General features: G+C 74.0%; 21 protein-coding genes. 17 read left to right on the top strand and 4 right to left on the bottom strand.

Going from position 1 to position 26175, the window contains the following annotated elements:
- Positions 1-906 (top strand): 3-hydroxyisobutyrate dehydrogenase, encoded by a 906-nt coding sequence (gene mmsB, locus KHA85_RS04350; RefSeq protein ID WP_213184912.1) that lies wholly within the window; start codon positions 1-3, stop codon positions 904-906.
- A gap of 24 nt (positions 907-930) precedes the next feature.
- Entirely contained in the window at positions 931-1794 is an 864-nt protein-coding gene (locus KHA85_RS04345; RefSeq protein ID WP_213184911.1) for a LuxR C-terminal-related transcriptional regulator, read from the top strand.
- A gap of 56 nt (positions 1795-1850) precedes the next feature.
- Here the strand turns inward: KHA85_RS04345 and KHA85_RS04340 are convergent, their stop codons facing one another.
- Positions 1851-3158 (bottom strand): cytochrome P450, encoded by a 1308-nt coding sequence (locus KHA85_RS04340; RefSeq protein ID WP_213184910.1) that lies wholly within the window; start codon positions 3156-3158, stop codon positions 1851-1853.
- 54 nt (positions 3159-3212) lie between these two features.
- Positions 3213-4184, bottom strand: coding sequence for a polysaccharide pyruvyl transferase family protein (locus tag KHA85_RS04335; RefSeq protein WP_213184909.1), 972 nt, complete (start codon positions 4182-4184; stop codon positions 3213-3215).
- A gap of 65 nt (positions 4185-4249) precedes the next feature.
- Here KHA85_RS04335 and KHA85_RS04330 point away from each other — a divergent pair, with 65 nt between their 5' ends.
- The 11 genes from KHA85_RS04330 to KHA85_RS04280 all read left to right on the top strand — a co-directional run bounded on the left by KHA85_RS04330 (position 4250) and on the right by KHA85_RS04280 (position 18234).
- Positions 4250-5095 (top strand): glycosyltransferase family 2 protein, encoded by an 846-nt coding sequence (locus KHA85_RS04330; protein WP_213184908.1) that lies wholly within the window; start codon positions 4250-4252, stop codon positions 5093-5095.
- Between the two features lie 73 nt (positions 5096-5168).
- Entirely contained in the window at positions 5169-6089 is a 921-nt protein-coding gene (locus KHA85_RS04325; RefSeq protein ID WP_236885165.1) for a glycosyltransferase family 2 protein, read from the top strand.
- Positions 6090-6141: 52 nt separating this feature from the next.
- Positions 6142-7782 (top strand): carbamoyltransferase family protein, encoded by a 1641-nt coding sequence (locus KHA85_RS04320; RefSeq protein WP_213184907.1) that lies wholly within the window; start codon positions 6142-6144, stop codon positions 7780-7782.
- Positions 7779-9404: an HAD-IIIA family hydrolase gene (locus KHA85_RS04315; protein ID WP_213184906.1), complete on the top strand. Its 1626-nt coding sequence runs from the start codon at positions 7779-7781 to the stop codon at positions 9402-9404. Before KHA85_RS04320 ends, KHA85_RS04315 begins: the two co-directional genes overlap by 4 nt.
- Positions 9404-10465, top strand: coding sequence for a glycosyltransferase family 9 protein (locus tag KHA85_RS04310; RefSeq protein ID WP_213184905.1), 1062 nt, complete (start codon positions 9404-9406; stop codon positions 10463-10465). Before KHA85_RS04315 ends, KHA85_RS04310 begins: the two co-directional genes overlap by 1 nt.
- On the top strand, positions 10453-11424 hold the full coding sequence (locus tag KHA85_RS04305) for a glycosyltransferase (RefSeq protein WP_213184904.1): 972 nt from the start codon (positions 10453-10455) through the stop codon (positions 11422-11424). The genes KHA85_RS04310 and KHA85_RS04305 overlap by 13 nt, the downstream gene beginning before the upstream one ends.
- Positions 11421-13250 carry a glycosyltransferase gene (locus KHA85_RS04300; protein WP_213184903.1) on the top strand — a complete coding sequence of 610 codons (1830 nt, stop codon included), beginning with the start codon at positions 11421-11423 and terminating at the stop codon, positions 13248-13250. The genes KHA85_RS04305 and KHA85_RS04300 overlap by 4 nt, the downstream gene beginning before the upstream one ends.
- Positions 13240-14613: a D-glycero-beta-D-manno-heptose 1-phosphate adenylyltransferase gene (gene rfaE2, locus KHA85_RS04295; protein WP_213184902.1), complete on the top strand. Its 1374-nt coding sequence runs from the start codon at positions 13240-13242 to the stop codon at positions 14611-14613. Before KHA85_RS04300 ends, rfaE2 begins: the two co-directional genes overlap by 11 nt.
- Positions 14603-15694 carry a glycosyltransferase family 9 protein gene (locus KHA85_RS04290; RefSeq protein WP_213184901.1) on the top strand — a complete coding sequence of 364 codons (1092 nt, stop codon included), beginning with the start codon at positions 14603-14605 and terminating at the stop codon, positions 15692-15694. The genes rfaE2 and KHA85_RS04290 overlap by 11 nt, the downstream gene beginning before the upstream one ends.
- On the top strand, positions 15691-16662 hold the full coding sequence (locus KHA85_RS04285; protein WP_213184900.1) for an NAD-dependent epimerase/dehydratase family protein: 972 nt from the start codon (positions 15691-15693) through the stop codon (positions 16660-16662). Before KHA85_RS04290 ends, KHA85_RS04285 begins: the two co-directional genes overlap by 4 nt.
- A gap of 141 nt (positions 16663-16803) precedes the next feature.
- Positions 16804-18234, top strand: a complete 1431-nt coding sequence (locus KHA85_RS04280) for an MFS transporter (RefSeq protein WP_213184899.1) — start codon at positions 16804-16806, stop codon at positions 18232-18234.
- 162 nt (positions 18235-18396) lie between these two features.
- On the opposite strand, the gene KHA85_RS04275 is transcribed toward KHA85_RS04280, so the two are convergent.
- Positions 18397-18903, bottom strand: coding sequence for a MarR family winged helix-turn-helix transcriptional regulator (locus KHA85_RS04275; protein ID WP_063971868.1), 507 nt, complete (start codon positions 18901-18903; stop codon positions 18397-18399).
- Positions 18904-19090: 187 nt separating this feature from the next.
- Here KHA85_RS04275 and scpC point away from each other — a divergent pair, with 187 nt between their 5' ends.
- Complete coding sequence (gene scpC, locus KHA85_RS04270; RefSeq protein WP_213184898.1) at positions 19091-20641, top strand: succinyl-CoA:acetate CoA-transferase ScpC; 1551 nt, start codon at positions 19091-19093, stop codon at positions 20639-20641.
- A 36-nt stretch (positions 20642-20677) separates the two neighbouring features.
- Positions 20678-22165 (top strand): acyclic terpene utilization AtuA family protein, encoded by a 1488-nt coding sequence (locus tag KHA85_RS04265; protein WP_213184897.1) that lies wholly within the window; start codon positions 20678-20680, stop codon positions 22163-22165.
- Positions 22166-22186: 21 nt separating this feature from the next.
- Here KHA85_RS04265 and KHA85_RS04260 read toward each other — a convergent pair whose 3' ends face one another.
- On the bottom strand, positions 22187-23794 hold the full coding sequence (locus KHA85_RS04260; protein ID WP_213184896.1) for a class I adenylate-forming enzyme family protein: 1608 nt from the start codon (positions 23792-23794) through the stop codon (positions 22187-22189).
- Between the two features lie 141 nt (positions 23795-23935).
- Here KHA85_RS04260 and KHA85_RS04255 point away from each other — a divergent pair, with 141 nt between their 5' ends.
- Together KHA85_RS04255 and KHA85_RS04250 are read left to right on the top strand one after the other, a co-directional pair.
- On the top strand, positions 23936-24754 hold the full coding sequence (locus tag KHA85_RS04255) for a TIGR03084 family metal-binding protein (RefSeq protein ID WP_213184895.1): 819 nt from the start codon (positions 23936-23938) through the stop codon (positions 24752-24754).
- Positions 24751-26175: acyclic terpene utilization AtuA family protein (locus tag KHA85_RS04250; protein WP_213184894.1), on the top strand; the 1425-nt coding region annotated here is incomplete at its 3' end. The genes KHA85_RS04255 and KHA85_RS04250, both read left to right, overlap by 4 nt.

Below are 26175 nucleotides of genomic sequence, written 5' to 3'. Positions count from 1 at the left end.
ATGAGCAACGTGGACACGAGCAAGCCGACCGTGGCGTTCCTCGGGCTGGGCAACATGGGCGGGCCGATGGCCGCCAATCTGGTCGGGGCCGGTCACGAGGTCCGCGGCTTCGATCCGGTCGAGGCCGCGCAGCAGACCGCCCGTGAGGCCGGGGTGACGGTGTGCGGGTCGCCGGCCGAGGCGGTGCGAGGCGCCGCCGTGGTCATCACGATGCTGCCCAACGGTGAGCTGGTGACCTCGACCTACGCTGACGTGCTCAGTTTCGCCGAGGCGGGCACGCTGTTCATCGACTCGTCCACCATCTCGGTCGACGACGCCCGCGCGGTCCACGAGCAGGCGGTGTCGGCCGGGATGCTGCAGGTGGACGCCCCCGTCTCGGGCGGGGTCAAGGGCGCCACCGCCGGCACCCTGGCGTTCATGGTCGGTGGCGAGGACGAGGCGTTCGCGGCCGCGCAGCCGGTCCTCGAGCCGATGGCGGGCAAGGTCATCCACTGCGGCGGCGCCGGCGCGGGCCAGGCCGCGAAGGTCTGCAACAACATGGTCCTGGCCGTGCACCAGATCGCGATCGGTGAGGCGTTCGTCCTGGCCGAGCGGCTGGGGCTCGAGCACCAGGCGCTGTTCGACGTCGTCACCGGCGCGACCGGCAACAGCTGGGCGCTGCACACCAACTGCCCGGTGCCCGGCCCGGTCCCGACCTCGCCGGCGAACAACGAGTTCAAGCCCGGGTTCGCCACCGCACTGATGAACAAGGACCTGGGCCTGGCGCTGGCCGCGCTGGAGAGCACCGGGACCGTGGCGCCGCTCGGCGCGGCGGCCGCGGCACTGTATGACGAGTTCGCGCAGGACAACGGCGACAAGGACTTCAGTGCGATCATCACCAGCATCCGCGACTCCGCGCGGAGCTGACCCGTCAGTACGAGGAGAGTTGCCATGACCACCCTCCGGCCGAGTGATTCGGACGCCGTCCTGGGCGCACTGCGCAGGGCCCGACAGGAGTCCGGGCTCCCGATCGTCTTCGCGGGGGAGGGGAACGGCGAGACCGCCCAGCTCAGCCGGTTCATCGGCGCCCGGACCACCTCGATGCAGGGTCTGCAGGTGGCCAAGGGGCGCGGGCTCGGCGGTCACGTCATGGCGTCCGGGCGACCGGCGACGGTCCGCGACTACGAGGACTGCTCCGGGATCACCCGGCACTACGCCGAGGCGGTGGGCCAGGAGGGCCTGCGGGCCATCATCTCGGTTCCGGTGATGGTCTCCGGCGTCGCGCGCACGATCCTCTACGGCTCGGCGCGCGTGGCCACCCAGCTCGGCGACCACGTCACCCGGACGTTCAACTCGGTGGCCGCCGAGCTGGCCTCGGAGTTCCGGGTCCGCGACGAGGTCGACCGTCGACTGCGCATGGCCGATGTCGCCGCCGCCGAGCACACGGTCGGCCTGGAGGCCTCGGATCGTGAGCAGCTGCGGGTGCTGCACGGTGAGCTGCGCGCGATCGCCGCGGAGCTGGGCGACCCGGCGCTGCGTGACAGGCTGCTGGCCGCCGGGTCGGCCCTCGCCGGGGTGGGGCGCGCCCCTGTCGACGGGGACGCGCCCGCGCCGGCCAAGTCGGTGCTCTCGCCCCGGGAGATCGACGTCCTCGCGCAGGTGGCGCTCGGGTTGTCCAACGCGGAGGTGGGCGCGCGGTTGTCGCTCTCGCCGGAGACGATCAAGGCGTACCTGCGCAACATCGGCACCAAGCTCGGGACGCGGTCGCGAATGGAGTCGGTGGCCCGGGCGAGGCTGCTCGGCCTCCTGCCCTGACCCGCCCCGCAGCACCGCCTTCCGCCCCGCCGTCGCGACGGCGGGGCGGCGCGGCTCTACGTCGTCGCGGTCTGCGGCTCCTGCCACGTCACCCGCACGCCGGTAGCGGGTCGGGTGAGCATGTGGGTCCACGGGAACGTCATGTCGTCGGGATCCCGACTGATGCGCACCTCGGGCCGGCACAGCGCGGCCACGGTGGCGGACAGCGCGGTCACGGCGATCTTCTCGCCGGGGCAGCGATGGCCCGTGCGCACCCCGGCCCCGCCGTGGGGGATGAACGCCTCGAGCGCCTCGGCGTCGTCGACACCCATGAAGCGCCCGGGGTCGAAGGTGGTGGCGTCGGGCCAGTGGTTGGGGTCGGTGTCCGTGCCGAGGAGATCGAGCAGAACGAGCTGGTCCTTGCGGACCGGGCAGCCCTGGACCTCGAAGTCCTTCGTGGCCAGGGCGGGCAGCATGGGAACGAACGGATAGACCCGGCGGACCTCCTGGGCGAACGCCACGGCCTCCGGGATGTCCGTGAGCCGATCGGTCGTTGACGCCGCCTCCCGGATCCGGTCCGCCCACCGCGGATGCTCGGCGAGGGCGACCGCCGCGAACGCGGCGAACCGGGCCACCGCCACGGTGGGTCGGGTCAGGTTCTGCAGCTCAACCGCCGCGGTGCGGTCGTCGACGAACGCACCGTCCTCGTCGCGCAGGTCCGCCATGGCCGCCAGGACGGAGCCGGGCTCTGCCCGTAGGCCGCCCGAGCGCACCGCGCGGATCAGTCCCGTGGCCCAACGGTCCAGTCGCACGCGCTCGAACTCCGCGACCGGATTGGTCGCCACCCGCCCGAACGTGTCGAGCAGCCGGCTCATCTGCCGTGCGCGACGGTCGGCCTCCGGCGGTGTGAGCGGCAACCCGGCCCACCGGAACGCCGCCCGGCCGAACGCGGTCGAGGCGTCGTCGTAGACGGTGCCGCCGCCGCTGCGCGCCCACCGGTCGAGCATCTCCTCGAGCTCGTCGGCCACCAGCCCGGCGAACCGGGCGACCCGGTCGTCGTCGTAGGCCATGTCCGCGAGCGCGTTCTTGCGAGCCGCGTGCGCGCGGCCGTCGAGCTTGTGGACTGAGCCGGGGCCGAACAGTGGCAGCCGGATGAACGACGGCATGGCCCCGTCTCGCTTGACCTTGTCGGCGTCGTAGAAGGCGCGGACGCCGTCGATGCCCCGCAGCAGCACCGTGCTGCGGCCCATCAGCCGGAGGCGGACCGGGGTCTGCGACTCGGGGGAGACGCCCGCCCGCTGACGCACCCGGGAGGCGAAGAGATAGCCGGAGCGGAGGAAGTCGAGGGACTGGTCACCCATCACTCGGGCGGCGGGTCGGGTCATCGGGCGCTCTCCTTCGTGCTCGGGTGGGAACTCGCGGTCGGCGTCCCGGCCACACTAGAGCGACTCGCGCCGACGCGCTTCCGGTCGCGACCGCAGCGCCTCCATCAGGTCGTCGAGCATGCCGTCGGACGGCCGGTCGTCGGCGCGTCGGTGGGCGGTGGCGCGTCCGTCGGGGGACAGGCACCAGCGCCACCAGTGGTCGAGAACGGTCTCACCGGGGCCGGGGGCGCCCAGGCCGTCGGCGGTGAACGCGTCCGCGCCGGGGGCGCCCGCGCCGAGGTCGTCGGCGCCGACGACCGCCGGCCAGTTCCACGCGGCGGCCTGCGCGGACACCTTGCCTCCGCCGCTGATCGGGTCGATCGCCAGCGCGGGCACGCCGGCCTGCAGGGCCAGCACGAGTCCGTGCATCCGCATCGTCACCACGGCGTCCACCCGGGCGATCACCGAGCTCACCTGACCGGGCGTCGAGGGCAGTCGCCAGTCGCGGGGGTCGAGTCGGGTCTCCAGCGGGAGCAGCGCCGCGTCCAGGCCACCCAGCCAGTCGGTGAGCGCGCCGATCACGGCCTCGTGGCGCCGCCGGTCGCCGTACTCCTGTTGGCCACCGGTCAGGTACACCCCGACGACGGGCACCGCCGGTGGCGGGACGTGTGCGGCCAGGTCGGGTCGCGCGGTCGAACCGGGGGCGTCGCGGGCGATCACGGCGTCGAGCCGGTCGAGCAGGGGATCGGCGTGGTCCACGACGCTGACGCCGACAGCGATCCGTCGGCAGCGGGGGAAGCGGTCCAGCATCTCGACCGCGGCGTCGCCGCTGGCGGGGCCGCACACGAAGACCACGTGGGTGTAGCGGGAGGGGTCGACGTCGTCGAGGCGCAGACCGCCGGGCGGGCACATCACCGCGCTCCAGGCGGTGTCGTGACCGATCCCGTCGGCGGTGAGGCGACGGGCCACCGCCTCCATCGCCAGGACGTCGCCGGCCGTGGCCTCGCCGTGCAGGGGACTGGACCAACCGACGATGAGTACGCGCACGCCCCGAGCCTGCCCGACCCGGCGCCGCCCCGCCAGCCCCGGCTCGTCGGACTAGCCTCGGGCCGGTGAACACCAACGTGACCGTCGTGGTGGCCTCGAGGAACCGGCGAGAGGACCTCCGGGCCACCCTGCCCCGCCATGACGCGCCCGTGATCGTCGTGGACAACGCCTCGGACGACGACTCGGTGGAGGTGTGCCGCGCGGCGGGCGACCACGTGAGCGTCATCGCGTCTCCCGAGAACCTCGCCGCGAGGGCCCGCACCGTCGGCGCGCGGGCGGCGCGGACCGAGCTCGTCGCGTTCGCCGACGACGACTCGTGGTGGGAACCGGACTCCCTCGAGCAGGCGGTGCGGCTCTTCGCCGAATATCCGCGCCTCGGCCTGGCCGCCGGAACCATCCTCGTGGGGCCGGAGAACGAGCCGGACCCGATCAACGCGGTCCTCGCCGACTCGCCCCTGGGTACCGCGCCGGACGCCCCGGGGCCGGCCCTGCTGGGTTTCGTCGGGTGCGGTGCGATCGTCCGCCGCGACGCGTTCCTCGGGGTGGGTGGGTTCGACGACGTCATCCGGTTCCCCGGCGAGGAGGAACGGGTCGCCCTCGACCTGCGCGACGCGGGCTGGCAGATCTGCCACGTCCCGGACCTCGTGGCCCACCACCACCCGTCACCGGTGCGGGACGCCCCGGGGATCCGCCGGGCCGGCCTCACCCGCAGCCGGCTCCTCACCGCGGTCCTCCGGTTGCCGGCGGGCGCGGTCGCGGGTGAGGTCGTGGACGGGATGCGCACCGCGGACGGACGGAGAGGACTCCTCAGCGCGGTGCCGCGGATCCCCGCCGCGCTCGCCGCGCGACGGGTGGTGGGGGAGCCCACCCTGCGCGCGCGGGAGCGGCTCCGCGCCGCGGACGACAGGTAGAAGGCCCGCGCCGCGGACGACGGACAGAGGCCCCGCAGGGGGCGGGTGGACGCACACGGGAGAGGAGAGTCGGATGAGCAGCGCACCGGAACCGGACGGTCGGGATCCCAGGGTGAGCGTGGTGATGATCACCTGGAACCGCCGCGAGGAGGCGCTCGCCGCTCTGGACCGGCTGGCGGAGCTGCCCGAGCGCCCGGAGGTCATCGTCGTCGACAACGGCTCCACCGACGGCACCGCCGACGCCGTCACCCGCCATCACCCGGGCGTGCGGCTCATCGCCAGCCCCACGAACCTCGGCGCGGTCGGCCGCAACCTCGGCGTGGACGCGGCGACCACCCCCTACGTCGCGTTCTGCGACGACGACACGTGGTGGGACCCGGGTTCGCTGCGCGCCGGTGCGGACGCCCTCGACGCGCATCCGCGGCTGGGCGTGGTCACGGCGCGGATCGTCGTGGAGCCGGGCGGCGAGGACGACCCGATCGTGCCGGAGCTGGAGAACTCGCCGGTGCGCGGCCCGGACTGGCTCCCCGGGCCGGCGCTGGGCAGCTTCCTCGCGGGGGCGAGCATCGTCCGGGCCGAGGCGTACCGGGAGGCCGGCGGCTTCCACGAGCGTCTGTGGCTGGGGGGCGAGGAGGAGCTGCTCGCGGCCGACCTCGCCGCCGCCGGCTGGGAGCTGTGCTATCTGCCCGAGATGACCGTGCACCACCAGGCGTCGGTGCTGCGCGATCCGCATCTGCGCCGCCGTCACGGCATCCGGAACACCCTGTGGTTCACGTGGCTGCGCCGGCCGCTGCCCGCCGCGCTCCGGCGCACGCGGGATGTCCTCGCGGGCGCGCCGCGGGATCGGATCACCGCGGCGGGGGTGCTCGACGCCCTCCGGGGCACGGCCTGGGTGGCGAGGGATCGGCGGGTGCTGCCACCGCACGTCGAGGCGCGTTTCCTGGCCCTCGAGGAGAGCCAGAGGTCCAGCGCGGCACGGCGCTACGACAGTTGAGAGCCGGCGCGAGCGGTAGCCACTTCCCCCCGATCGTGCCTAAGTTGGCGCCATGATCGTCTTGGGAGTCAATGCCACCTTCCACGATTCGTCCGCCGCGCTGGTCGTCGACGGACGCGTGGTCGCCGCGGCCGAGGAGGAACGCTTCTCCCGGCGCAAGCACGCCAAGCGGCCGGTGCCGTTCTCGGCGTGGGAGCTGCCGGAGTTGTCGATGCGCTGGTGCCTCGAGGAGGCCGGCATCACCGCGGCCGATCTGGACGCGGTGGGGTACGCCTTCGATCCCGAGCTGGCGGCGCTGCAGCCCGACGACCCCTTCGACTCGGTACGGATCGACTACGTGCGGCGCGCGCCCGAGTTCCTCGCCGAGTCGCTGCCCGGGCTGGACCCCGACCGGGTGCGGTTCGTCGAGCACCACGTCGCGCACGCCGCCTCCGCCGCCCTGGCCGGGCCGCACCGCACGTGCGCGGTGTTGGTCAACGACGGCCGCGGGGAGCGGCACTCCCAGCTCGCGGGCCATTACCGCGACGGGGAGCTGGAGATCTGTCACCGCCAGGATCTGCCCGATTCGCTGGGTCTGTACTACGAGTCGCTCACCGAGCACCTGGGCTTCCTGCGCTCGAGCGACGAGTTCAAGGTGATGGCGCTGGCCTCCTACGGCGAGCCGCGGTTCCTGCCGGAGCTGCGTGAGAGCCTGCACGCGAACCCGGACGGGGGGTTCACCGCGCGTGCCCCGGAGTGGGAGCGGTTCGCGCCCCGCCGCGTCGACGACGGGACGTGGGGAGGCGTGCACGCCGACCTCGCCGCCTCGGTGCAGGCCGGGGTGGAGGAGGTGTTGGTCGCCAACGCCGAGTGGCTGCACCGGCAGACGGGCGAGACCGTCCTCACCATGGCGGGCGGGACCGCGCTGAACTGCGTGGCCAACACGCGGATCTGGCGCGACGGGCCGTTCGACGAGGTGTGGGTCCAGCCGGCGTCCGGCGACTCCGGCACCGCCCTGGGGGCGGCGCTGCACCTGGCGCGCGAGCAGGACGAGCTCGCCCCGGGTGCCGTGGACCCCGCGGCGGGGCGTGGATGGGACGACGACGAGCTGGCGCAGTGGCTCACCGCGGCCCGCGTGCCCTTCACCACCCCGGATGATCTGGTGGGCGAGGTGGCCGATCTGCTCGCCGACGACGGTGTCATCGCGTGGTTCGACGGGCGTAGTGAGTTCGGTCCCCGGGCGCTGGGCCGCCGGTCCCTGCTGGCCAACCCGACGCGGGCCGCGAACGTCGAGCGGCTCAACGACGTCAAGGGGCGCGAGCAGTTCCGGCCCGTGGCCCCGATGATCCTCGCCGAGCGCGCCGCCGACATCGTCACCGACGGCCCGCTGCCGAGTCCGTACATGCTCTTCGTGCACACGGTGCGCCCCGAATGGCGGGACAGGCTGCCCGCGGTGGTGCACACCGACGGCACCGCGCGGGTCCAGACCGTCTCCGACGCGGACACGCCCAGGGTCGCCGACCTGCTGCGCGCCTTCGAGGCGCGGACCGGCGTCCCGGTACTGGTCAACACGAGTCTGAACACGGCCGGCCGACCCATGGTCGACGATCCCCGCGACGCCCTCGAACTGTTCGGGTCGGCGCCGGTCGCCGCGCTCGTGCTCGGCCCGCACCTCGTGCGCCGCGCGGACTTCGTGGTCGGCGGTGACGCATGAGCCGAGCCCCCCGCTGGGCGATCGTCGTGCCCACCATCGGTCGACCGTGCCTGCAGGCGATGCTCGACTCCCTGGCCGCGCAGCGGACCGACGACGCCCACCCGGCACCCGTGGAGGTCGTGCTCGTCGATGACCGGCCGGGACGGGTCGATCCGCTGACGGCGAGCCTGCCGGGAGTCGACTGGCCGCTGCGGGTCGTCCGCGGCTACGGGCGAGGGCCCGCCGCCGCCCGCAACCGTGGCTGGCGGGCCACGCATGAGTCGGCCCCGGAGTGGATCTCCTTCCTCGACGACGACGTGATCCTGCCCGACGGGTGGCTCTCCGGGCTCGTGGACGACCTCGCGGCGTGCGGCCCGGACACGGGCGCCACGCAGGCCTCGATCCGCGTGCCGCGTCCGACGGATCGCCCGCCGACGGACTGGGAGCGCAACGTCGCCGCGCTCGAGGGCGCGGACTGGGCGACCGCGGACATGGCGTACCGCCGCGCGGCCCTCGAGCAGGTGGCGGGCTTCGACGAGCGGTTCCCCCGGGCCTTCCGCGAGGACGCCGATCTCGCGCTGCGGGTCCGCCGCGCGGGTTGGTCGCTCGCCCGCGGTGCGCGGCACATCATCCATCCCGTGCGCCCGGCCGACGACGGGGTGAGCCTGCGCCTGCAGGCCGGCAACGCCGACGACGCGCTCATGCGGAGGCTGCACGGGCCGCGCTGGCGGCAGGCGGCGCAGGCCCCGGGCGGCGGATTCGGCTATCACGTGGCCACCGTGGCCGGGGCGCTGGTCGCGGTGGGGGGTGCGGCCACGGCGGTGGCGGCGGGCGCGTGGGCGCGCACCGCCCCCGCCGCGAGCCTCGCGACCGGGGCCGATGCCGGCACCGCCCGCGTGGCCGGTGCCGCCCGCGCGGCCGGCGCGGCGGCGGGCGTCGGCGCGCTGGCCTGGACCGGCCTCACCGCCCGCTTCCTGGCGATCCGGCTCGGTCCCGGGCCCCGACCCGGCCACCCGGAGTTCCGCGCCGAGGTGCGCCGGATGGTGCCGACGTCTCTCACGATCCCGTTCGCGGCGGTCCGCCACCGGATCGACGGGTGGCGGCGCCACCGCGGGGCGACACCGTGGCCGCCGAGGCCCCGCGCGGTGCTGTTCGACCGCGACGGCACCCTCGTGCGGGACGTGCCCTACAACGGGGACCCGGCGAAGGTCGAGCTCATGCCCGGCGCCCGCGAGGCCGTCGACCGGGCCCGCGCCGCCGGCCTGGCGGTCGGCGTGGTCTCCAACCAGTCCGGCATCGCCCGGGGACTGCTCGACGAGGCGGCGGTCCGCGCGGTCAACGCCCGGGTCGACGAGCTCCTCGGCGGGATGGACACCTGGCGGTACTGCCCGCACGGACCGGAGGACGGGTGCGGCTGCCGCAAGCCCGAACCCGGTCTCGTCACCGGCGCCGCCGCCGACCTCGGCGTCGACCCGCGTGAGTGCGTGGTCATCGGGGACATCGGCGCCGACGTCGAGGCCGCCCTGGCCGCACGCGCCCGACCGGTCCTCGTGCCGACCCCGGTGACCCGGCCCGAGGAGGTCCGCGACGCCCCGTGCGTCGCCCCCGACCTGCTCACGGCGGTGGGGGAGGTGCTGCGCTGATGGGACGCACCCTGGCCGTCCGGCTCGACTCCGACGGCGACGTGCTGCTCTGCGGCCCCGCCCTGACCCTGCTCGCCGAGGCGGGCGACGAGGTGGACCTGCTGGTCTCCTCCCAGGGCCTCGCGGCCGCGGGGCTCCTCCCGGCGGTCTCCGAGGTGCTGGTGTACGACGCCCCGTGGTCGGGCTTCCGCCCGCCGCCGGTCGACCGCGCCGCCACCGCGGACCTGGTCGAGCGGATCGCGTCCGGCGGCTACGACCGGGCGGTGGTGTTCACCTCGTTCCACCAGAGCCCCCTGCCGATGGCGCTGCTGCTGCGACTGGCCGGGGTGCCGTTCATCGCCGCCGCCAGCGTCGACTACCCCGGTTCTCTGCTCGACGTACGCGTCCGCCGCGACGACCCGCCCGGCGGCGGGCACGAGGTCGAGGCCGCGGTCGAGATCGCCGTCGCGGCCGGCGCCCGGCGGCCTGACCGGATCCCCGGCCTCGCCGTGCGACACCCGCTCCCCGACGTGACCGATCTGCTCCCGGGCGACGGGCGCGACCTCGTCGTCGTCCACCCCGGTGCCTCCGTCCCCGCCCGGTCGCTCACGCCCGCCCACGCCGGCCGCATCGTCGCGGCGCTCCGCGACGCCGGGTACCTCGTCGCGGTCACCGGCGGCCCCGGTGAGCGCGACCTGGTCGCACGGACCCTCGCCGCGTGCCCCGGCGGCACCGGCGGCGACGTCCTCGACCTCGCCGGTCGCACCGACCTCGCGCAACTGGCCGCGGTGCTCGAGCGCGCGGCCGTCGTCGTCGTCGGCAACACCGGCCCCGCCCACCTGGCCGCCGCCGTCGGCACCCCCGTCGTCTCGCTGTTCTCCCCGGTGGTCCCCGCCGACCGCTGGGCGCCCTGGGGCGTCCCCGTGCGGCTCCTCGGCGACCAACATGCGCCGTGCCGCGACACCCGCGCCCGCGAGTGCCCCGTCGACGGGCACCCGTGCCTGACCGGCGTCCCGCCGGACGAGGTGGTCGCCGCCGTCACCGGACTCGCCACGGAGAGGAGGACCCGATGCGCATCCTGATCTGGCACGTCCACGGCTCCTGGACCACGTCCTTCGTCCAGGGGGACCACGAGTACCTCGTGCCCGTCCTGCCGGACCGGGGCCCCGACGGCCGCGGCCGCGCGCAGACGTGGGACTGGCCCGCCTCGGTGTCCGAACTCGACCCCGGGCAGCTGCGCGAGCAGGCCACGGACGGCGGGATCGACGTGGTCATCCTCCAACGCGCCCACGAGGTCGACCTGCTGCGCGAGTGGACGGGACTGCGGGCCGGCGTCGACGTGCCGGCCGTCTACGTCGAGCACGACACCCCCCGCGAGCACGCGGCCGGGTCCCGGCACCCGATGGCCGACCAGGACCGGGTGCCCGTCATCCACGTGACCCGCTTCAACCGCATGATGTGGGACTGCGGATCCGCGCGCACCGGCGTGGTCGAGCACGGCATCGTCGACCCGGGGCGGTCGTGGACGGGGGAGGACGCCAGCCTCGCCGTCGTCGTCAACGAACCGGTACGCCGTGGCCGCATCGCCGGCACCGACCTCGTCGTGGACCTGGGACGTCAGGTCCCCCTCCACGTCTACGGCATGGGGATGGACGAGCTCGCCGAGCTCGCGCCGCACCTCGCGCCGACGCTGCACGAGAACCCGCCCCAGGCAGAACTGCACCGCACGCTCGGCCGGCACCGCGCCTATTTCCACCCGTACCGGTGGACCAGCCTCGGCCTGGCCCTGCTCGAGGCCATGACGCTCGGCATGCCGGTCCTGGCGCTGAGCACCACCGAGGCGCCCCACGCGGTGCCGCCCGAGGCCGGCCTGCTCAGCAACGACCCCGACGAACTGCTCGCGCGCGCCCGGGACTGGCTCCACGACCGCGACGCCGCCGCGGCGGCCGGCGCCGCCGCCCGGGACCACGCGCTGCGCCACTACGGACTCGGCCGCTTCCTCGCGGACTGGGACACCGTCCTGCAGGAGGTGACGACATGAGGATCGCCCTGGTCTCGGAACACGCGAGCCCCCTGGCCGCACTCGGGGGGGAGGACGCCGGAGGGCAGAACGTCTACGTCGCCGAGCTGGCGACCGGCCTCGGCGCGCGGGGCCACGACGTCACCGTCTACACCCGCAGAGAATCGGCCTCGGCGCCCGAGACGATCCGGCTCGCCGAGCGGGTGCGGCTGGTCCACGTCACCGCCGGCCCCCCGGCGCCGCTGCCCAAGGACGAGCTCGCCCCCTACATGGACGAGTTTGGGCGCGCGCTGGCGCGTCACTGGCTCTCCGACGGCGTCCCCGACGTCGCCCACGCCCATTTCTGGATGTCCGGGCTGGCCGTGCAGCGCGCCCGGCAGACGGTCGACGTGCCCTTCCTCCAGACGTTCCACGCCCTCGGCGTGGTCAAGCGGCGCCACCAGGGCAGCGCCGACACCAGCCCGCCCGGCCGCCTCGCCGACGAGGTCGCGCTCGCGACCGGAGCCGACGCCGTCACGGCCAGCTGCCGCGACGAACGCCGCGAGCTCGTCGACCTCGGCGCCGACCCCGACCGTATCCACGTCATCCCCTGCGGGGTCGACCTCGAGCTGTTCCACCCCGACGCCCACCGGACGCGTGCGGACCACCTGCCGCCGCGCCGCGACGGCCACCGACGGATCGTCTCCCTCGGCCGGATGGTGCCCCGTAAGGGCATCGACCACGCCATCCGCACGCTCACCTCCATCCCCGACGCAGACCTCGTCGTGGCCGGCGGGCCCGACCGTGCGGAACTCGACCGCGATCCCGAGGCCGTGCGGCTGCAGGCGCTCGCGCGCGAACTCGGGGTCGACGACCGGGTGACCTTCACCGGGCGGCTCGACCGCCCGGACGCCGCCGCTCTCCTCGCCTCCGCCGATGTCGTGGTGGTGACCCCGTGGTACGAACCCTTCGGCATGGTCCCGCTCGAGGCCATGGCGTGCGGCCGCCCCCTCGTCGGCACGGCCGTGGGCGGGCTGCTCGACTCCGTCGACGACGGCGTCACCGGGCTACTCGTACCACCCGGCGACCAGGCCGCCGTCACCCGCGCGGTGACCGAGCTGCTCGACGACCGCGACCGCGCGGAGGCCATGGGCGTCGCAGCGCGCCGCCGGGTCGAGGCGCTCTTCTCCTGGGACGGCGTCGTGGACGCGACCCTCACCGCCTACGCGGACGCCGCGCGGACGGCCGCCCCCCGCACGGCAGGGGACGCGGCCCCCGCCAGCGGGTGGCTCGAGTCGCACCTCGGGGGACTGCGCGCGGCCCTCGACGACGTCGCCCGACACGGGCCCACCCTCGACCGGTGGGCGGGCCGGCTCACCTCGCGCCTGCTCGCGGGCGGGAGGCTCCTGGCCGCCGGCAACGGCGGCAGTGCGGCCGAGGCCCAACACTTCACGGCCGAGTTCGTCGGACGGTTCATCGAGGACCGGCGTCCCGTCTCCGCGATAGCCCTGACCTCCGACCTGTCCGGACTCACCGCGATCAGCAACGACTACGGCTACGCGGAGGTCTTCGCCCGCCAGGTCGAGGCGCACGCCTCGCCGGGTGACATCCTCGTACTGCTGTCCACGAGCGGCACCAGCGAGAACGTCATCGCCGCCGCCCGCCGGGCGCGCGAGCGCGGCGTCACCACATGGGCCCTCACCGGAGGCGGACCCAACCCGCTCGAGGAGGAATGCGACGAGTCGATACGGGTCGCCTCCTGCAACACGGCGGTGATCCAGGAGTGCCACCTGGTGCTCCTGCACGCCCTCGCGGCCGCCGTGGACACGCGGCTGCCCCGGAGCCGAGAGGTGGACAATGCACGCTGATCCCGTGGCCGTCGTCGGAGACGTCGTCCTCGACCGTGACCTCGAGGGCACGTCGACCAGGCTGTGCCCTGACGCCCCCGTCCCCGTCGTGGACGCCGATCACACGCGCGTGAGTCCCGGCGGCGCCGGGTTGGCGGCGCTCATGTGCGCGCGCATCGACCGCGTGCCCCGCGTCCGGCTCGTCGCGCCCCTGGCCGACGACGCCGCCGGGGAGACGCTGCGCTCCGAGCTCGCCGACATCGACGTCCGTGCGCTCGGGCACGAGGGCGGCACCCGCACCAAGACCCGTATCCGGGCCGGCGGCCAGACGCTGCTCCGCGTGGACGACGGCGGGCCGGCCACCCCGCGCGACGTCGACCTCGCCGGGTTGGCCGACGCGCTGGCCGGGGCGGTCGTGCTCGTCAGTGACTACGGCGCGGGGACCACCCGCGACCCGGCGGTGCGCGCGGGGCTCGAACAGGCCGCGCGGGACGGCGACGTGATCTGGGACCCGCACCCCCGGGGCGGGCCGCCCGTGCCCGGGTGCGCGGTCGTCACCCCGAACCTGGCGGAGGCCCTCGACGCGGCGGGCGCCCTCGGCCTCGACGCCGACCCGGAACGGCCGGGCGACCTCGCCCGTGCGCTCCGCCGCGCGTGGGAGGCCCGTGCCGTGGTCGTCACCGTCGGCTCCGAGGGCGCCTGGCTGGCCGAGGGGGACGACCTGAGGCAAATCCCGTCCGGCGGGCGCGAGGCCGGCGACCCGTGCGGCGCCGGTGACCGCGTCGCGGCGTCGATCGCCGCGTCGTTGAGCCGGCGGGAGTCGGCGGCCACCGCGGCGGCCCGGGCCGTGGCCGACGCCTCCAGGTGGGTGGCGGAGGGTGGCGCCGCGGGGTTCCGCGGCCGGGGCAACCAGACCGCCCCGAGCACCCTCGACGGCTTCGCCCACCGCATCGCCCGCACCCGCGAGGCGGGCGGGGTGATCGTCGCGACCGGCGGCTGCTTCGACGTCCTGCACGCCGGACACGCGCAGTACCTGCGCGCCGCCCGTGAGCTGGGCGACCTGCTGGTGGTCCTGCTCAACTCCGACACCTCCGTACGCAGGCTCAAGGGGCCCGGCCGGCCGGTCAACCCGGTCGCCGACCGGCGCGCGCTGCTCGAGGCGCTGGCCAGCGTCGACGCCGTGGTGGTGTTCGACGAGGACGACCCGCGTGAGGCACTGGACACACTGCGGCCCGACGTCTGGGTCAAGGGCGGTGACTACCGCGTGGCCGACCTGCCGGAGGCGCCGCTCGTCCACAGCTGGGGCGGCCGGGTCGAGATCCTCCCGCTCCTGTCCGGTCGGTCCACGACCTCGATCCTCGATCGGATCAGCGATGCCGGTTGAGCCGTACACCGCCGAGGCGCTCCGGGCGGCCGGGGTGCCCACGCACGTCGACGTCGCCCGCGAGGAGCCGTGGGCGGTGCGGCCGGAGGACATCGGATCCGGAGACGTGCTCGCCCTCCGTGCCCTCGGGATGGGGGACGCCCTCACCGGCATCGCCCCGCTGCGGGGCCTGCGACGTCTGGCACCGGGGTCCCGGCTCGTGCTGGCGGCCCCCGCAGGGGTCGGCGGGTGGCTGGCGCGCCTGGGCGTCGTCGACGCGGTACTGCCGACCCCCGGCCTGGTCCCGCTCGGGCCGATCCGCGGGGGACAGATCGCCGTGGACCTGCACGGCAACGGCCCGGCCAGTCGCGGCCTCCTCACCGCCACGGACCCCGGCCGCCTCATCGGGTTCGACTGCCCGGAGGTGGGGCACGCCGGCCCGCCCTGGCACCGTGACGAACACGAGGTCCACCGGTGGTGCCGCCTGGTGAGCGACGCCGGCGGACCGTGCGGCCCCGAGGACCTCCGCCTCACCGACCCCGCCCCCGACCGCGCCGACCGCTCGGCCGGCGGATCATCCGGCCGGGCACCCGGGGGGCCGGTCGTCGTCCACCCCGGCGCCGCCGCGCCCGCACGCCGCTGGCCGGTCGGGCGGTGGGCGGCCGTCGCGCGCGTGCTGGCCGAGGACGGTCACCGCGTGGTGGTCACCGGCTCGGCCGACGAGGCGGAGTTGACGGCCGAGGTCGCCGGGCCGACCCCCGGCGCGACCGACGTCGGGGGAGCACTCGACCTCGACGCCCTGACCGACCTCGTCCGCGGGGCCGCACTCGTCCTCAGCGGGGACACCGGCATCGCGCACCTCGCGACGGCGCTGGCCACCCCGTCGGTGGTCCTCTTCGGCCCCGTCCCGCCCCGCTGGTGGGGCCCGCTCATCGACCCTCATCTGCACCACGTCCTGTGGCACGGCGACCCGGACGCCGACTCGTGGGGCGACCCCCACGGTGACGTCGTCGATCCACGACTGGACGCCGTGCGGACCGACGAGGTGCTCAGATCCGCCTTCGACCTACTCAGCCACGACACGGGGAGGACCACATCATGACCCGAACCATCACACGGGCCGTCGTCACCGGAGGCGCCGGTTTCCTCGGCAGCCACCTGTGCACCGAACTCCGCCGCCGCGGCGTCGAGGTCGTCGCCCTGGACAACTTCCTCACCGGCACACCGGACAACCTCGCGCACCTCGCCGCGGATACCGGGTTCCAGTTGATGAAGCGTGACGTCACCGACTACGTCCACGTCCCGGGCCCGGTCGACCTCGTCCTGCACTTCGCGTCCCCGGCCTCGCCGATCGACTATCTCAAGCTGCCCATCCACACCCTCCGGGTGGGGTCGCAGGGGACACACAACGCCCTGGGCCTCGCCCGCGACAAGGGCGCCCGGTTCGTCCTGGCCTCGACCTCCGAGGTGTACGGCGACCCGCTCGTGCACCCGCAGCCCGAGACGTACTGGGGCAACGTCAACCCGGTCGGCCCCCGCGGGGTGTACGACGAGGCCAAGCGGTACGCCGAGGCGCTCACCGAGGCCTACCGCACCACCCACGGCGTCGACACGGCGATCGTGCGCATCTTCAACACCTTCGGCCCCCGCATGCGCCCGCACGACGGGCGGGCGATCCCGACCTTCATCCGGCAGGCGCTGCGCGGAGAGGAACTCACCGTGGCCGGCGACGGGTCCCAGACCCGGTCGGTGTGCTTTGTCGACGATCTCGTGCGCGGGATCCTCGCGTTGGCCGAGTCGGGCCACGCGGGGCCGATGAACATCGGCAACCCCAACGAGCTCGAGGTGCTGCGTATCGCCCGCGACGTCATCGAGGCGGTCGGCTCGTCCTCGCGGATCCGGTACATCGACCGTCCCGTCGACGACCCGCAGGTCCGGCGCCCGGACACCGCACTGGCGACCGAGGCGCTGGGCTGGGAGCCGGCCGTGTCGTGGGCGGACGGTCTCGCGCGCACTGTCGAGTGGTTCCGGACCAGGACACCGCAGGAGCTCGCCGCGCCCACCGCGTGAGCCAGATCACCCACCCTCCACTTTCGGGTGTATGAGGGTGTGGCAGTCATCACATACCTTGTCCGTCAATCGACGTTCACGCGTCGGGGACCACAGCGCCGGGGCTCCACCCGGCGGCCCCTCACAGGACTTGGAGTTGTCTTGACTGCCACGAACCTCCCCGCGGGCGATCCGGCGCCGTCGCCGGATCAGCCCCCGGCCACCCAGAAGACCTCGCTCGCGAAGGTCGCCGCGGCCTCCTCGATCGGCACCACCATCGAGTGGTACGACTTCTTCATCTACGGCACCGCCGCGGCCCTCGTCTTCCCGACCCTGTTCTTCCCGGATCAGAACCCCGCCACGGCGACCCTGTCGTCCTTCGCCACGTTCGCCGTCGCGTTCTTCGCGCGGCCCGTCGGCGCGGCGGTCTTCGGGCACTTCGGTGACCGGATCGGTCGCAAGCGCACGCTGGTCTGGACGCTCATGATCATGGGCGTCGCGACCGTGTTCATCGGCCTGCTGCCCGGCTACGACACCGGGGCCTTCGGGGCGTTCGAGAACGGCATCGGCCTCCTCGCGCCGACCCTGCTCGTGGCGTGCCGCTTCTTCCAGGGCTTCGCCGTCGGCGGTGAATGGGCCGGTGCGACGCTGCTCACCGCCGAGTACGCGCCCAAGGGCAAGCGCGGGCTGATGGGCATGTGGCCCCAGCTCGGCGTGGCCTTCGCCTTCTTCCTCTCCTCGGGCACCTTCCTGCTGTTCTCCCTCATCGCCGGCGACGGCGCGGACATCAACAGCCCGTTCATGCAGTACGGCTGGCGCATCCCGTTCCTGCTGTCCGCCGTCCTGGTCCTCATCGGCCTGTGGATCCGCATCTCGGTCGAGGAGACCCCCGTCTTCAAGCAGGACCGCGCGCGTGCCGCCACGGAGACCGCGCCCCGGACGCTGCCCTTCGCCGATGCGATCCGCTTCCAGTGGAAGGAGATCCTCATCGCCGGTGGCGCGCTCACCTCGCTGTTCTCGCTCTTCTACATGGGCACCTCGTTCCTGACGAACTACGCCACCAAGAACCTCGAGCACTCGCGGCCGTTCGTCCTGGGCATGGGCATGCTCGCCGCGCTGATCTTCGGTGCCGCCATCGCGGTCTCCGCCATCTACTCCGACCGGATCGGACGCAAGAAGGTCATCGGTACCTCGGTCGCACTGGCCGTGATCTGGACGCTGTTCGTGTTCCCGATCCTCGACACCGGTTCGCCGATCGCGTTCGCCCTGGTCCTGTTCGTCACCCTCATCATCTTCGGCATCGCCTACGGCCCGGCCGGCGCCCTGCTGCCCGAGCTGTTCCAGGCCCGCTACCGCTACACCGGCGCCGGGCTCGGCTACAACCTCGCCGGCATCCTCGGCGGTGCGCTGCCGCCGCTGGCCGCCGCCGCGATGGTCGCCGATGGCAACACGCTCGGGGTGGGCATCATGCTCTCGCTGCTGTCGGTCATGTCGATGCTGTGCGTGTGGCGCATGACCGAGTCGAGCAAGAACGACATGGACGTCGACGCGGAGATCACCGCCGACCGCGTCCTCGCCGCCGAGGTGCCGTGATCCGCGCCCGGTGAGAGGGGCTCCGCACCCGGAGGACCCCGTCACGATCAGCCGCGCCCGGCCCCACCCGAGAGGGGGCCGGGCGCGGTGTCGTGTGTCCGGCCGTACTCGCGGGGCGCGGACGCGTGTGGTTCGTCCCGGCCACCCGCGCGGGCCCCGGGGTCAGAAGTCGCCGGCGGACCGGCGCAGGGAGGCGATCGCGTCGATGAGGGCCACCTGCTCGTCGGGGCTCATCCCCGGGTCGGCGAACACGCCGGCGTTGAGCGCCGCGGTCGCCTCGGCCACCACGCGCCGACCGTCGTCGGTGATCTCGACCAGCGTGGTGCGGCCGTCGGTCGGGTGCGGGCGACGTTCGACCAGGCCCGCGTCGAGCAGCCGCTTCATCGCACTGGTGACGCTGGTGACGTGTACCTGGAGGCGCTCCGACGCCTTGGTGATGGGCAGCGCCCCGGAACGCGAGAAGGCGAGCAGCCGCAGGAGCTCGTAGCGGGGGAACGACAGGTTCCAGGGCCTGAGGGTCTCCTCGACCCGGGCGAGCAGGATCTGGTGCGCGCGCATCACCGACGTCACGACGGTCATGCCCTGCGCGGCGTCTGCCCATCCCTCGCGTTCCCAGTTGGCGCGTGCCTGGTCGATGCGATCGGGGATCGGGGTGGTCCTGGGGGGCAAGAGCACACTCCTGGAGGGCACGACGGTCGGGCGGTCAGGAGAGTCTATCCGCCCGACGGGCCCGCGCAGGGAGGACCCGGCACCGCCGCGTCAGCCGGGTCCGGCGCACGCGCGCCCCACCATGTTGGGGGGACCGCGGCGATCCGGCGACGCGGGTACGCGGTGTGACCGACGCTATGGTCACCGCATGAGATCTGCTGTCCAGCAGTCGGGAACGACTTTCGACCCGGCGCGTATCCGTCATCCGCACTTCCGGGACCTCGTCACCGACGCCGCTACGGCCGTCTCCCGCATCGAGGACGGCGACACCGTCGCGATCAGCGGGTTCGCCAGTGCTGGCACCCCCAAGGCGTTCGCGCCGGCGCTCGCCGAGCGGATGCGGGCCGTCCGCGCGGCGGGCGGCCGGCTCCGCGTCAACCTGCTCACCGGCGCCTCGGTGAGCAACGAGGCCGAGGCGATGCTCGCGGAGGTCGACGGCGTCGACCTCCGGATGCCGTACCAGAGCGAGCCCACCGCGCGGCGGGCGATCAACGAGGGCCGCGTGGACTACGTGGACATCCACCTCTCGCACGTCGCGCAGCAGGTGTGGGAGGGCTACTACGGGAACGTGGACGTCGCCGTGGTCGAGGTGGCCGCGGTGACGGACGACGGCAAGCTCGTCCCGGCGATGTCCGTGGGTAACAACAAGACCTGGCTCGATGTCGCGGACAAGGTGATCCTCGAGGTGAACTCGTGGGTGCCGCTGGGCGTCGAGGGCATGCACGACGTCTACTACGGCACCGCGCTGCCGCCCGAGCGTCGGCCGATCATGCTCACCCGTCCCGACGACCGGATCGGACAGGCCCATCTGGAGGTCGACCCGGCCAAGGTGATCGCCGTGGTGCCCACCGACCGGCAGGACTCCGCGAGCGCGCTCACCGAGCCCGACGAGATCAGCCGGGCCATCGCCGGGCACGTCGTGGAGTTCTTCCGTCACGAGGTCGAGCGCGGGCGTATGCCCGCGGGCAGCCTCCTCCCGCTGCAGGCCGGGATCGGCAACGTCGCCAACGCCGTGCTCTCCGGATTGGAGGCCGGGCCGTTCGAGAATCTGACCTGCTACTCGGAGGTCATCCAGGACTCCATGCTGCGGCTCATCCGCGAGGGCAAGGTCGCGCACGCCTCGGCCACCTCGCTGGCCCTGTCGCAGGCGGGTCTCGAGGAGCTGGTCGACAACATCGATCTCTACCGCGATCACATCACGCTGCGCCCGCAGGAGATCAGCAACCACCCGGAGATCGTCCGGCGGCTGGGCATCATCGGGATGAACGGCATGCTCGAGGCGGACGTGTACGGCAACGTCAACTCGACCCACGTGTGCGGCACCCGGATCATGAACGGGATCGGCGGTTCCGGCGACTTCACCCGTAACGGGTACGTCTCCATGTTCCTGAGCCCGTCCACCGCGAAGGGCGGCGCGGTCTCGGCGATCGTGCCGATGATCCCGCACGTCGACCACACCGAGCACGACGTCCAGGTGATCGTCACCGAGCACGGCCTGGCCGACCTGCGCGGGCTCAGCCCCCGCAAGCGGGCCCGCCTCGTCGTGGACAGCTGCGCCGACCCGGCGTTCCGGCCGCTGCTCCACGACTACCTCGACAGGGCGAACGCCCGGCCCGACGCCGGCAACACGCCGCATATGCTCGAGGAGGCGTTCTCCTTCCACACCCGTTTCGCCGCGACGGGAAGCATGCTGGAGTAGAGGAGCACCATCCCGACAGACGCACCCGGAGGATCGATGACGACCAGCCCGAGGCCCCTACGCATCGGCAACGTCTCCGCGTCGCGGACGGATCGTTCCAGCGCGACTGCCGAGTTCCTCGCGGCGGCGTCCCTCGACGTCCTCGCTCTGGACATGCTCTCCGACGAGGCCATGCTCGACCTGGCCGAGCAGCGGGCGACGGGCGGCCCGGGGTACGAGCGCGCCGCCCTCGTGCAGATCGGCGAGTGCCTCGACCGCCTCGGAGCGGGCCGGGCCGGCGAGGGCGGTGCCGGCGAGAACGGTGCCGGCGGGAACCGCGCCGGCGGGAACCGTGCCGGCGGGGTCCGGATCGTCACCAACGCGGGCGCGCTCGACCCGGCCGGCCTCGCCCGCGAGCTGCGGGCCCTGGCGGCGGACAAGGGCGTGGAGCTCGCCGTGGCCCACCTCGATCCCGGTGAGGTGACGGACCGGGCGCCCGCGCTCGGACTCGGTGACGTCGACGTGGCCACCGTCCGACACGGTGCGTTCGGGATCGCCCGCGCGCTGGCGGCCGGCGCCGTCGTCGTCGTCACCGGGCGCGTCAGTCGCGAGGCCCTCGTCGCCGGCGCCGCGGCGGCACACCACGGCTGGACGCCGTCCGCCCTCGACGCCCTCGCCGGCTCCGTCGCGGTGGGGCACGTGCTCTCCGGTGGCCCCGGCGCGACGGGGGTCGTCGACTCCACCACCGACGTCACCCGCACCACCGACCCCGTCACCGGCGGGTACCCGATCGCCGAGATCGCCGACGACGGCTGCTCGGTCATCACGAGGCACCCGTCGGCGTTCGGCTCGGTCACCGTCGGCACCGTCACCGACCAGCTCCTCGACGGCGTCGCCGGCGCAAGGTACGCGGCGCCCGACGTCGTCCTGCGGCTCGACTCCCTCCGCCTGGCGCAGGAGGGCACGGACCGCGTCCGCATCAGCGGCGCCCGCGGCGAGCAGGCTCCGCCGGTCGTCGCGGTGGTGGGCATGAGCCGGGGCGGCCAGGGCGGCGCGGACGGCCGGCGCCCCGCCCGGGTGGCCCGCCCGCTGCCGCAGGACGAGTCCGGGCACACGGTCGTCCTGCCCGACGGCGCGCGCGTCCGTGTTCCCGTGCCGCGCGAGACCGCGCCGATCGGCCCGGGGGAGCTGCCGGTCCCGTGGTCGGCCGGCGCCGTCCCGGGCGGAGAGCCCGTCACCGCGACCCTGGGGTCGGTGGCCGGCGTCCGCCGCGGAGTCGTCGGGCGCGGGGTGAACATCGCGGTGTGGACGTGGGACGACTCGGCCTTCGCCTGGCTCGCCGGCGAGCTCACCGCGGAGCGCTTCCGCGAGCTGATCCCCGGGCTGGAGGGCATGGACACCAGGCTGTACCTGCTGCCCAACCTCCGTGCGGTCAACCTCGTGGCGCGTCCGCCGCGCGGTGAGGCGCTGCGGCCGGGGCTGGGTGCCGACCTCGCCGCGGCGCGGCTGGAGATCCCCGGCGAGCTGCTCGAGGTCGTCCCCTAGGAACCGGCGCCGCCCCGGCCGTCAGGCGAGCGCGCGCAGCTCGACCTTGCGGATCTTGCCGGTCGCGGTGCGGGGGATCGAGTCCACCACCACGACGTCGCGCGGCCGGTGCGACGAGGGGAGCCGCTCGGCACCGAACTCCCTCACCGAGGCCTTGAGCTCGTCCTCGCCCGGAGCGCCCTCGGAGGGCACGATCACCGCCACGACCAGCTCGCCCCACGTCGGGTCGGGGCGCCCGACGCAGGCCACCTCCGCGACGTGCGGATGGTCCATGAGAACGCGCTCGACGTGCAGCGACGAGACGTTCTCGCCGCCGGACTTGACGATGTCCTTGACGCGGTCGGAGAACCACACCACGCCCTCGTCGTCGATGCGCCCCAGATCGCCCGAGTGCAGGCGCCCGCCCACGAACGCCTCGGCGTTGGCCTGCGGGTTGTTCCAGTAGCCCTCCATAACGGTCGGGCCGCGGCAGACGATCTCGCCGTCGGCGCCGGGCGGCAGCAGCTCGTCGGAGCCGGGTTCGGCGATCCGGTTCTCGGCGATCGGGGTGGGGTAGCCCCACGAGTCGGACTTGTCCGGGTTGAGCTCGGGCCACTGCATGACGGCGGCCGGCGTGCACTCGCTCATCCCCGAGGCCAGCACCATCCGCGCGTCGGGGAGCGCGGCCTCGAGGCGTCGGCGCATCTCCTCCGACATCGGGGCCATGGCGTAGAGGAGGAACCGGACCGAGGTCAGGTCGAGTCCCCGGTCGGTGCCGTCGGCGAGCGCCTCCAGCATGAGGGGCAGGCCCACGAGGTGCGTGGCGCGGACGCGGGCGACGGTGTCGGCGTACCCGACGGGGTCGAAGCCCGGCAGGAGGTGGACCGTCGCGCCCATGGTCACCGCGGACAGCAGGACGCCGTTGAGGCCGGCGGTGTGGAACAGGGGGAGCGGGCACACCGTGACGGACGGCTCCGCGCCCCAGTTCAGGCCGAACACCGCGCCGTTGCCCAGGGCGGCGACGGTCACCGCGAGGTGGGACGTGAGGACGCCCTTGGGGCGGGAGGTGGTCCCGGACGAGTAGAGGCACTGCACGACCTGGCGGTCCGCGATCACGGTATCCGGGTTGGAGTCGTCGTCGGCCAGCAGGTCGTCCCAGCCGATCAGCGTGGGTCCGTCGGGCGCGGCCTCGAGTCCGTCCGGGACCCCGCCGACGACGACGAGGGTCTCGACGCCGGGAATGGCGGCGGTCGCTCCGAGGACGAGCTCCACGAGTGAGCCGTGGACGACGACGATGCGCGTCCCCGAGTCGGTCAGGGCGTGTGCGATGTTCTCGAGCCCGGACAGCAGGTTGACGGGCAACGGGACCATCCCGGCCTTGGCGGTCCCGAAGTAGGTGGCGACGAACTCCCGGCAGTTCGTCGAGAGGATCGCGACGGGTTCGGACTCGCGGATGCCGTGCCCGACCAGCCCGTGGGCGAACCGGTTGGCGGCGGACTCGAGCTCGAGATACGTCCACGAACCGGTCTCGTCGGTGAGGGCGGTGCGGTGAGAGAACGTGGCGGCCGCGCGGGTGGGGATGTCCACCACGGAGCAGCGGCGGGCGAGGGCGTGGTCGGTCGGGTCGATGCCGGTGGGGTCGAGTCGCACGGTGTCTCCAGGGGCTCGGGGGAGGGTGAGGGGAACGCGTCGCTGTGACACGCGTCACCGTATGCTCAGGCTGGCAGAGGGCCGACCGGAAAGCAAACAATCATGCTTGCTTTCTTTGCGGCGCGGTGTCATCGTGATCACATGACGAACCCCGAGACCTCCGTCACAGAGGACCCGCACGCGGCCCTCGCCGCGCTCAACACCCGACTGGACGAGCTCGTCGAGTGCGCGGGCGCCGACGGCTGGAACACCGACACGCCGGCCGCGGGCTGGGATATCGGCATGCAGATCGCCCACCTGGCCTGGACCGACGAGGTCTCGGTCACCGCGATCCGCGACCCGGACGCCTTCCGGTCGGTCGTCGAGAAGGCCGAGGCCGACCCGACCGGGTTCGTCGACGTCGGCGCCGCCGAGATCGCGGCCACCGGCCGAGACGAGGTCCTCGCGCGCTGGCGCCTGGCCCGCGGCGAGCTCGCCGACGCTCTCGAGGCCGCGGACCCGGGGGAGAAGATCCCGTGGTTCGGTCCGCCGATGCGCCCCAGGTCGATGACCACCGCGCGGATCATGGAGACCTGGGCCCACGGGGTCGACGTGGCCGACGCGCTCGGCGTCCCGGTCGACTCCGACCCGGCGTTCGTGGGAGCCCTCCCGCACGTCGCCCGGCTGGGGTGGAAGACCCGCGCCTTCGCCTACATGATGAACGGCCTCGAGGCCCCCGCCTCCGAGGTGTACGTCGAGCTCACGCGCGCCGACGGCACCGTCGTCGAGTTCGGCCCCGCCGACGCCGAGCAGCGCGTCACCGGGCCGATCCTCGACTTCTGCCTGCTGGTCACCCAGCGCGTCCACCGCGAGGACACCGCCCTCGAGGCGGTCGGCGCGGACGCCGAGGAGTGGCTGCGCATCGCCCAGGCCTTCGCCGGCCTCCCCGGCGGCGGCCGCGAGAAGGGGGCGCGGGCATGACCGGGTCACTCACGCCGGCGCCCCTGCGCGTCGGCCCTGAGTCGACGGTGCCTCCGCTGCGCGTCGGCAACATGTCGGGGTTCTACGGCGACCGCATCTCCGCGATGCGCGAGATGCTCTCCGGCGGCGAGCTCGACGTCCTCACCGGCGACTACCTGGCCGAGCTGACCATGCTCATCCTGGGACGCGACCGGCTGAAGAGCGCCGAGCTCGGCTACGCCAAGACGTTCCTCCACCAGCTCGAGGACTGCCTCGGGCTCGCGCTCGAGAAGAACGTGAAGATCGTCGCCAACGCGGGCGGCCTCAACCCGGCCGGACTGGCCGACGCCATCCGCGAGCTGGGTACGCGCCTCGGACTGTCACCGGTCGTCGCGTACGTCGAGGGTGACGACCTCATGTCCAGGGTCTCCGAACTCGACATCCCGGCCGACGCCGGCGTCCCCGTCACCGCCAACGCCTACCTCGGAGCGTTCGGCATCGCGCGCTGCCTCGACGCGGACGCGGACATCGTCGTCACCGGTCGCGTCACCGACGCCTCGGTCATCGTGGGGCCGGCCATCAGCCACTTCGGGTGGGACCGCGACGACCTCGACGCGCTGGCCGGCGCCACGGCGGCGGGCCACGTCATCGAGTGCGGCACCCAGGCCACCGGAGGCAACTACGCCTTCTTCAACCGCGGCGAGATCACCGACCCGGTGACCCCCGGGTTCCCGATCGCGGAGATCTCCGCCGACGGCACCTCGATCATCACCAAACACGCCGGCACGGGCGGCGCCGTCACCGTCGGCACCGTCACCTCGCAACTGCTGTACGAGGTCACGGGTGCGCGCTACGGCGGTCCCGACGTCGTCACCCGCCTCGACACCGCCGTCGTGGAGCAGGAGAGTACCGACCGCGTCCGCATCTCCGGAGTCGTCGGCGAGCCCGCCCCGCCCTCCACCAAGGTGTCCGTGACGTGCCTCGGCGGGTTCCGCAACGAGGTCACGTTCCTGCTCACCGGCCTCGACATCGCCGACAAGGCCGCCCTGGTCGAACGGCAGTTCCGCGCCGGCCTCGAGCGCCAACCCGCTCAGCTCGACTTCCGCCTGCACCGGACCGACCACCCCGACGCCGACACCCAGGCCGCCGCGACCGCCATGATGACCATCGTCGCCTGGGACCCGGACGCCGACGTGGTCGGCCGGGCGTTCTCCGACGCCGCCGTCGCGATGACGCTGTCCAGCTACCCCGGGGCCACCCCGAGCGGACCGCCCGGCCGCGGCGGACCGTACGGCGTCTACATCCCCGCCTACCTCCCGCAGACCGAGGTGCCGCACGTCGCCGTGTTGCCCGACGGCACCCGCGTCGACATCGAGCCGCCGGCGCGGACTCAGGAGATGCGCGACGGTCACGCCTCCGACGGACTCGGCGCCGACGGGGCC

It is taken from the genome of Dietzia massiliensis (genome assembly GCF_018390595.1).
Lineage (GTDB): Bacteria > Actinomycetota > Actinomycetes > Mycobacteriales > Mycobacteriaceae > Dietzia > Dietzia massiliensis.
Note: the sequence above shows the minus strand (reverse complement) of the source record. Positions and strands in the feature narration are given on the sequence as shown.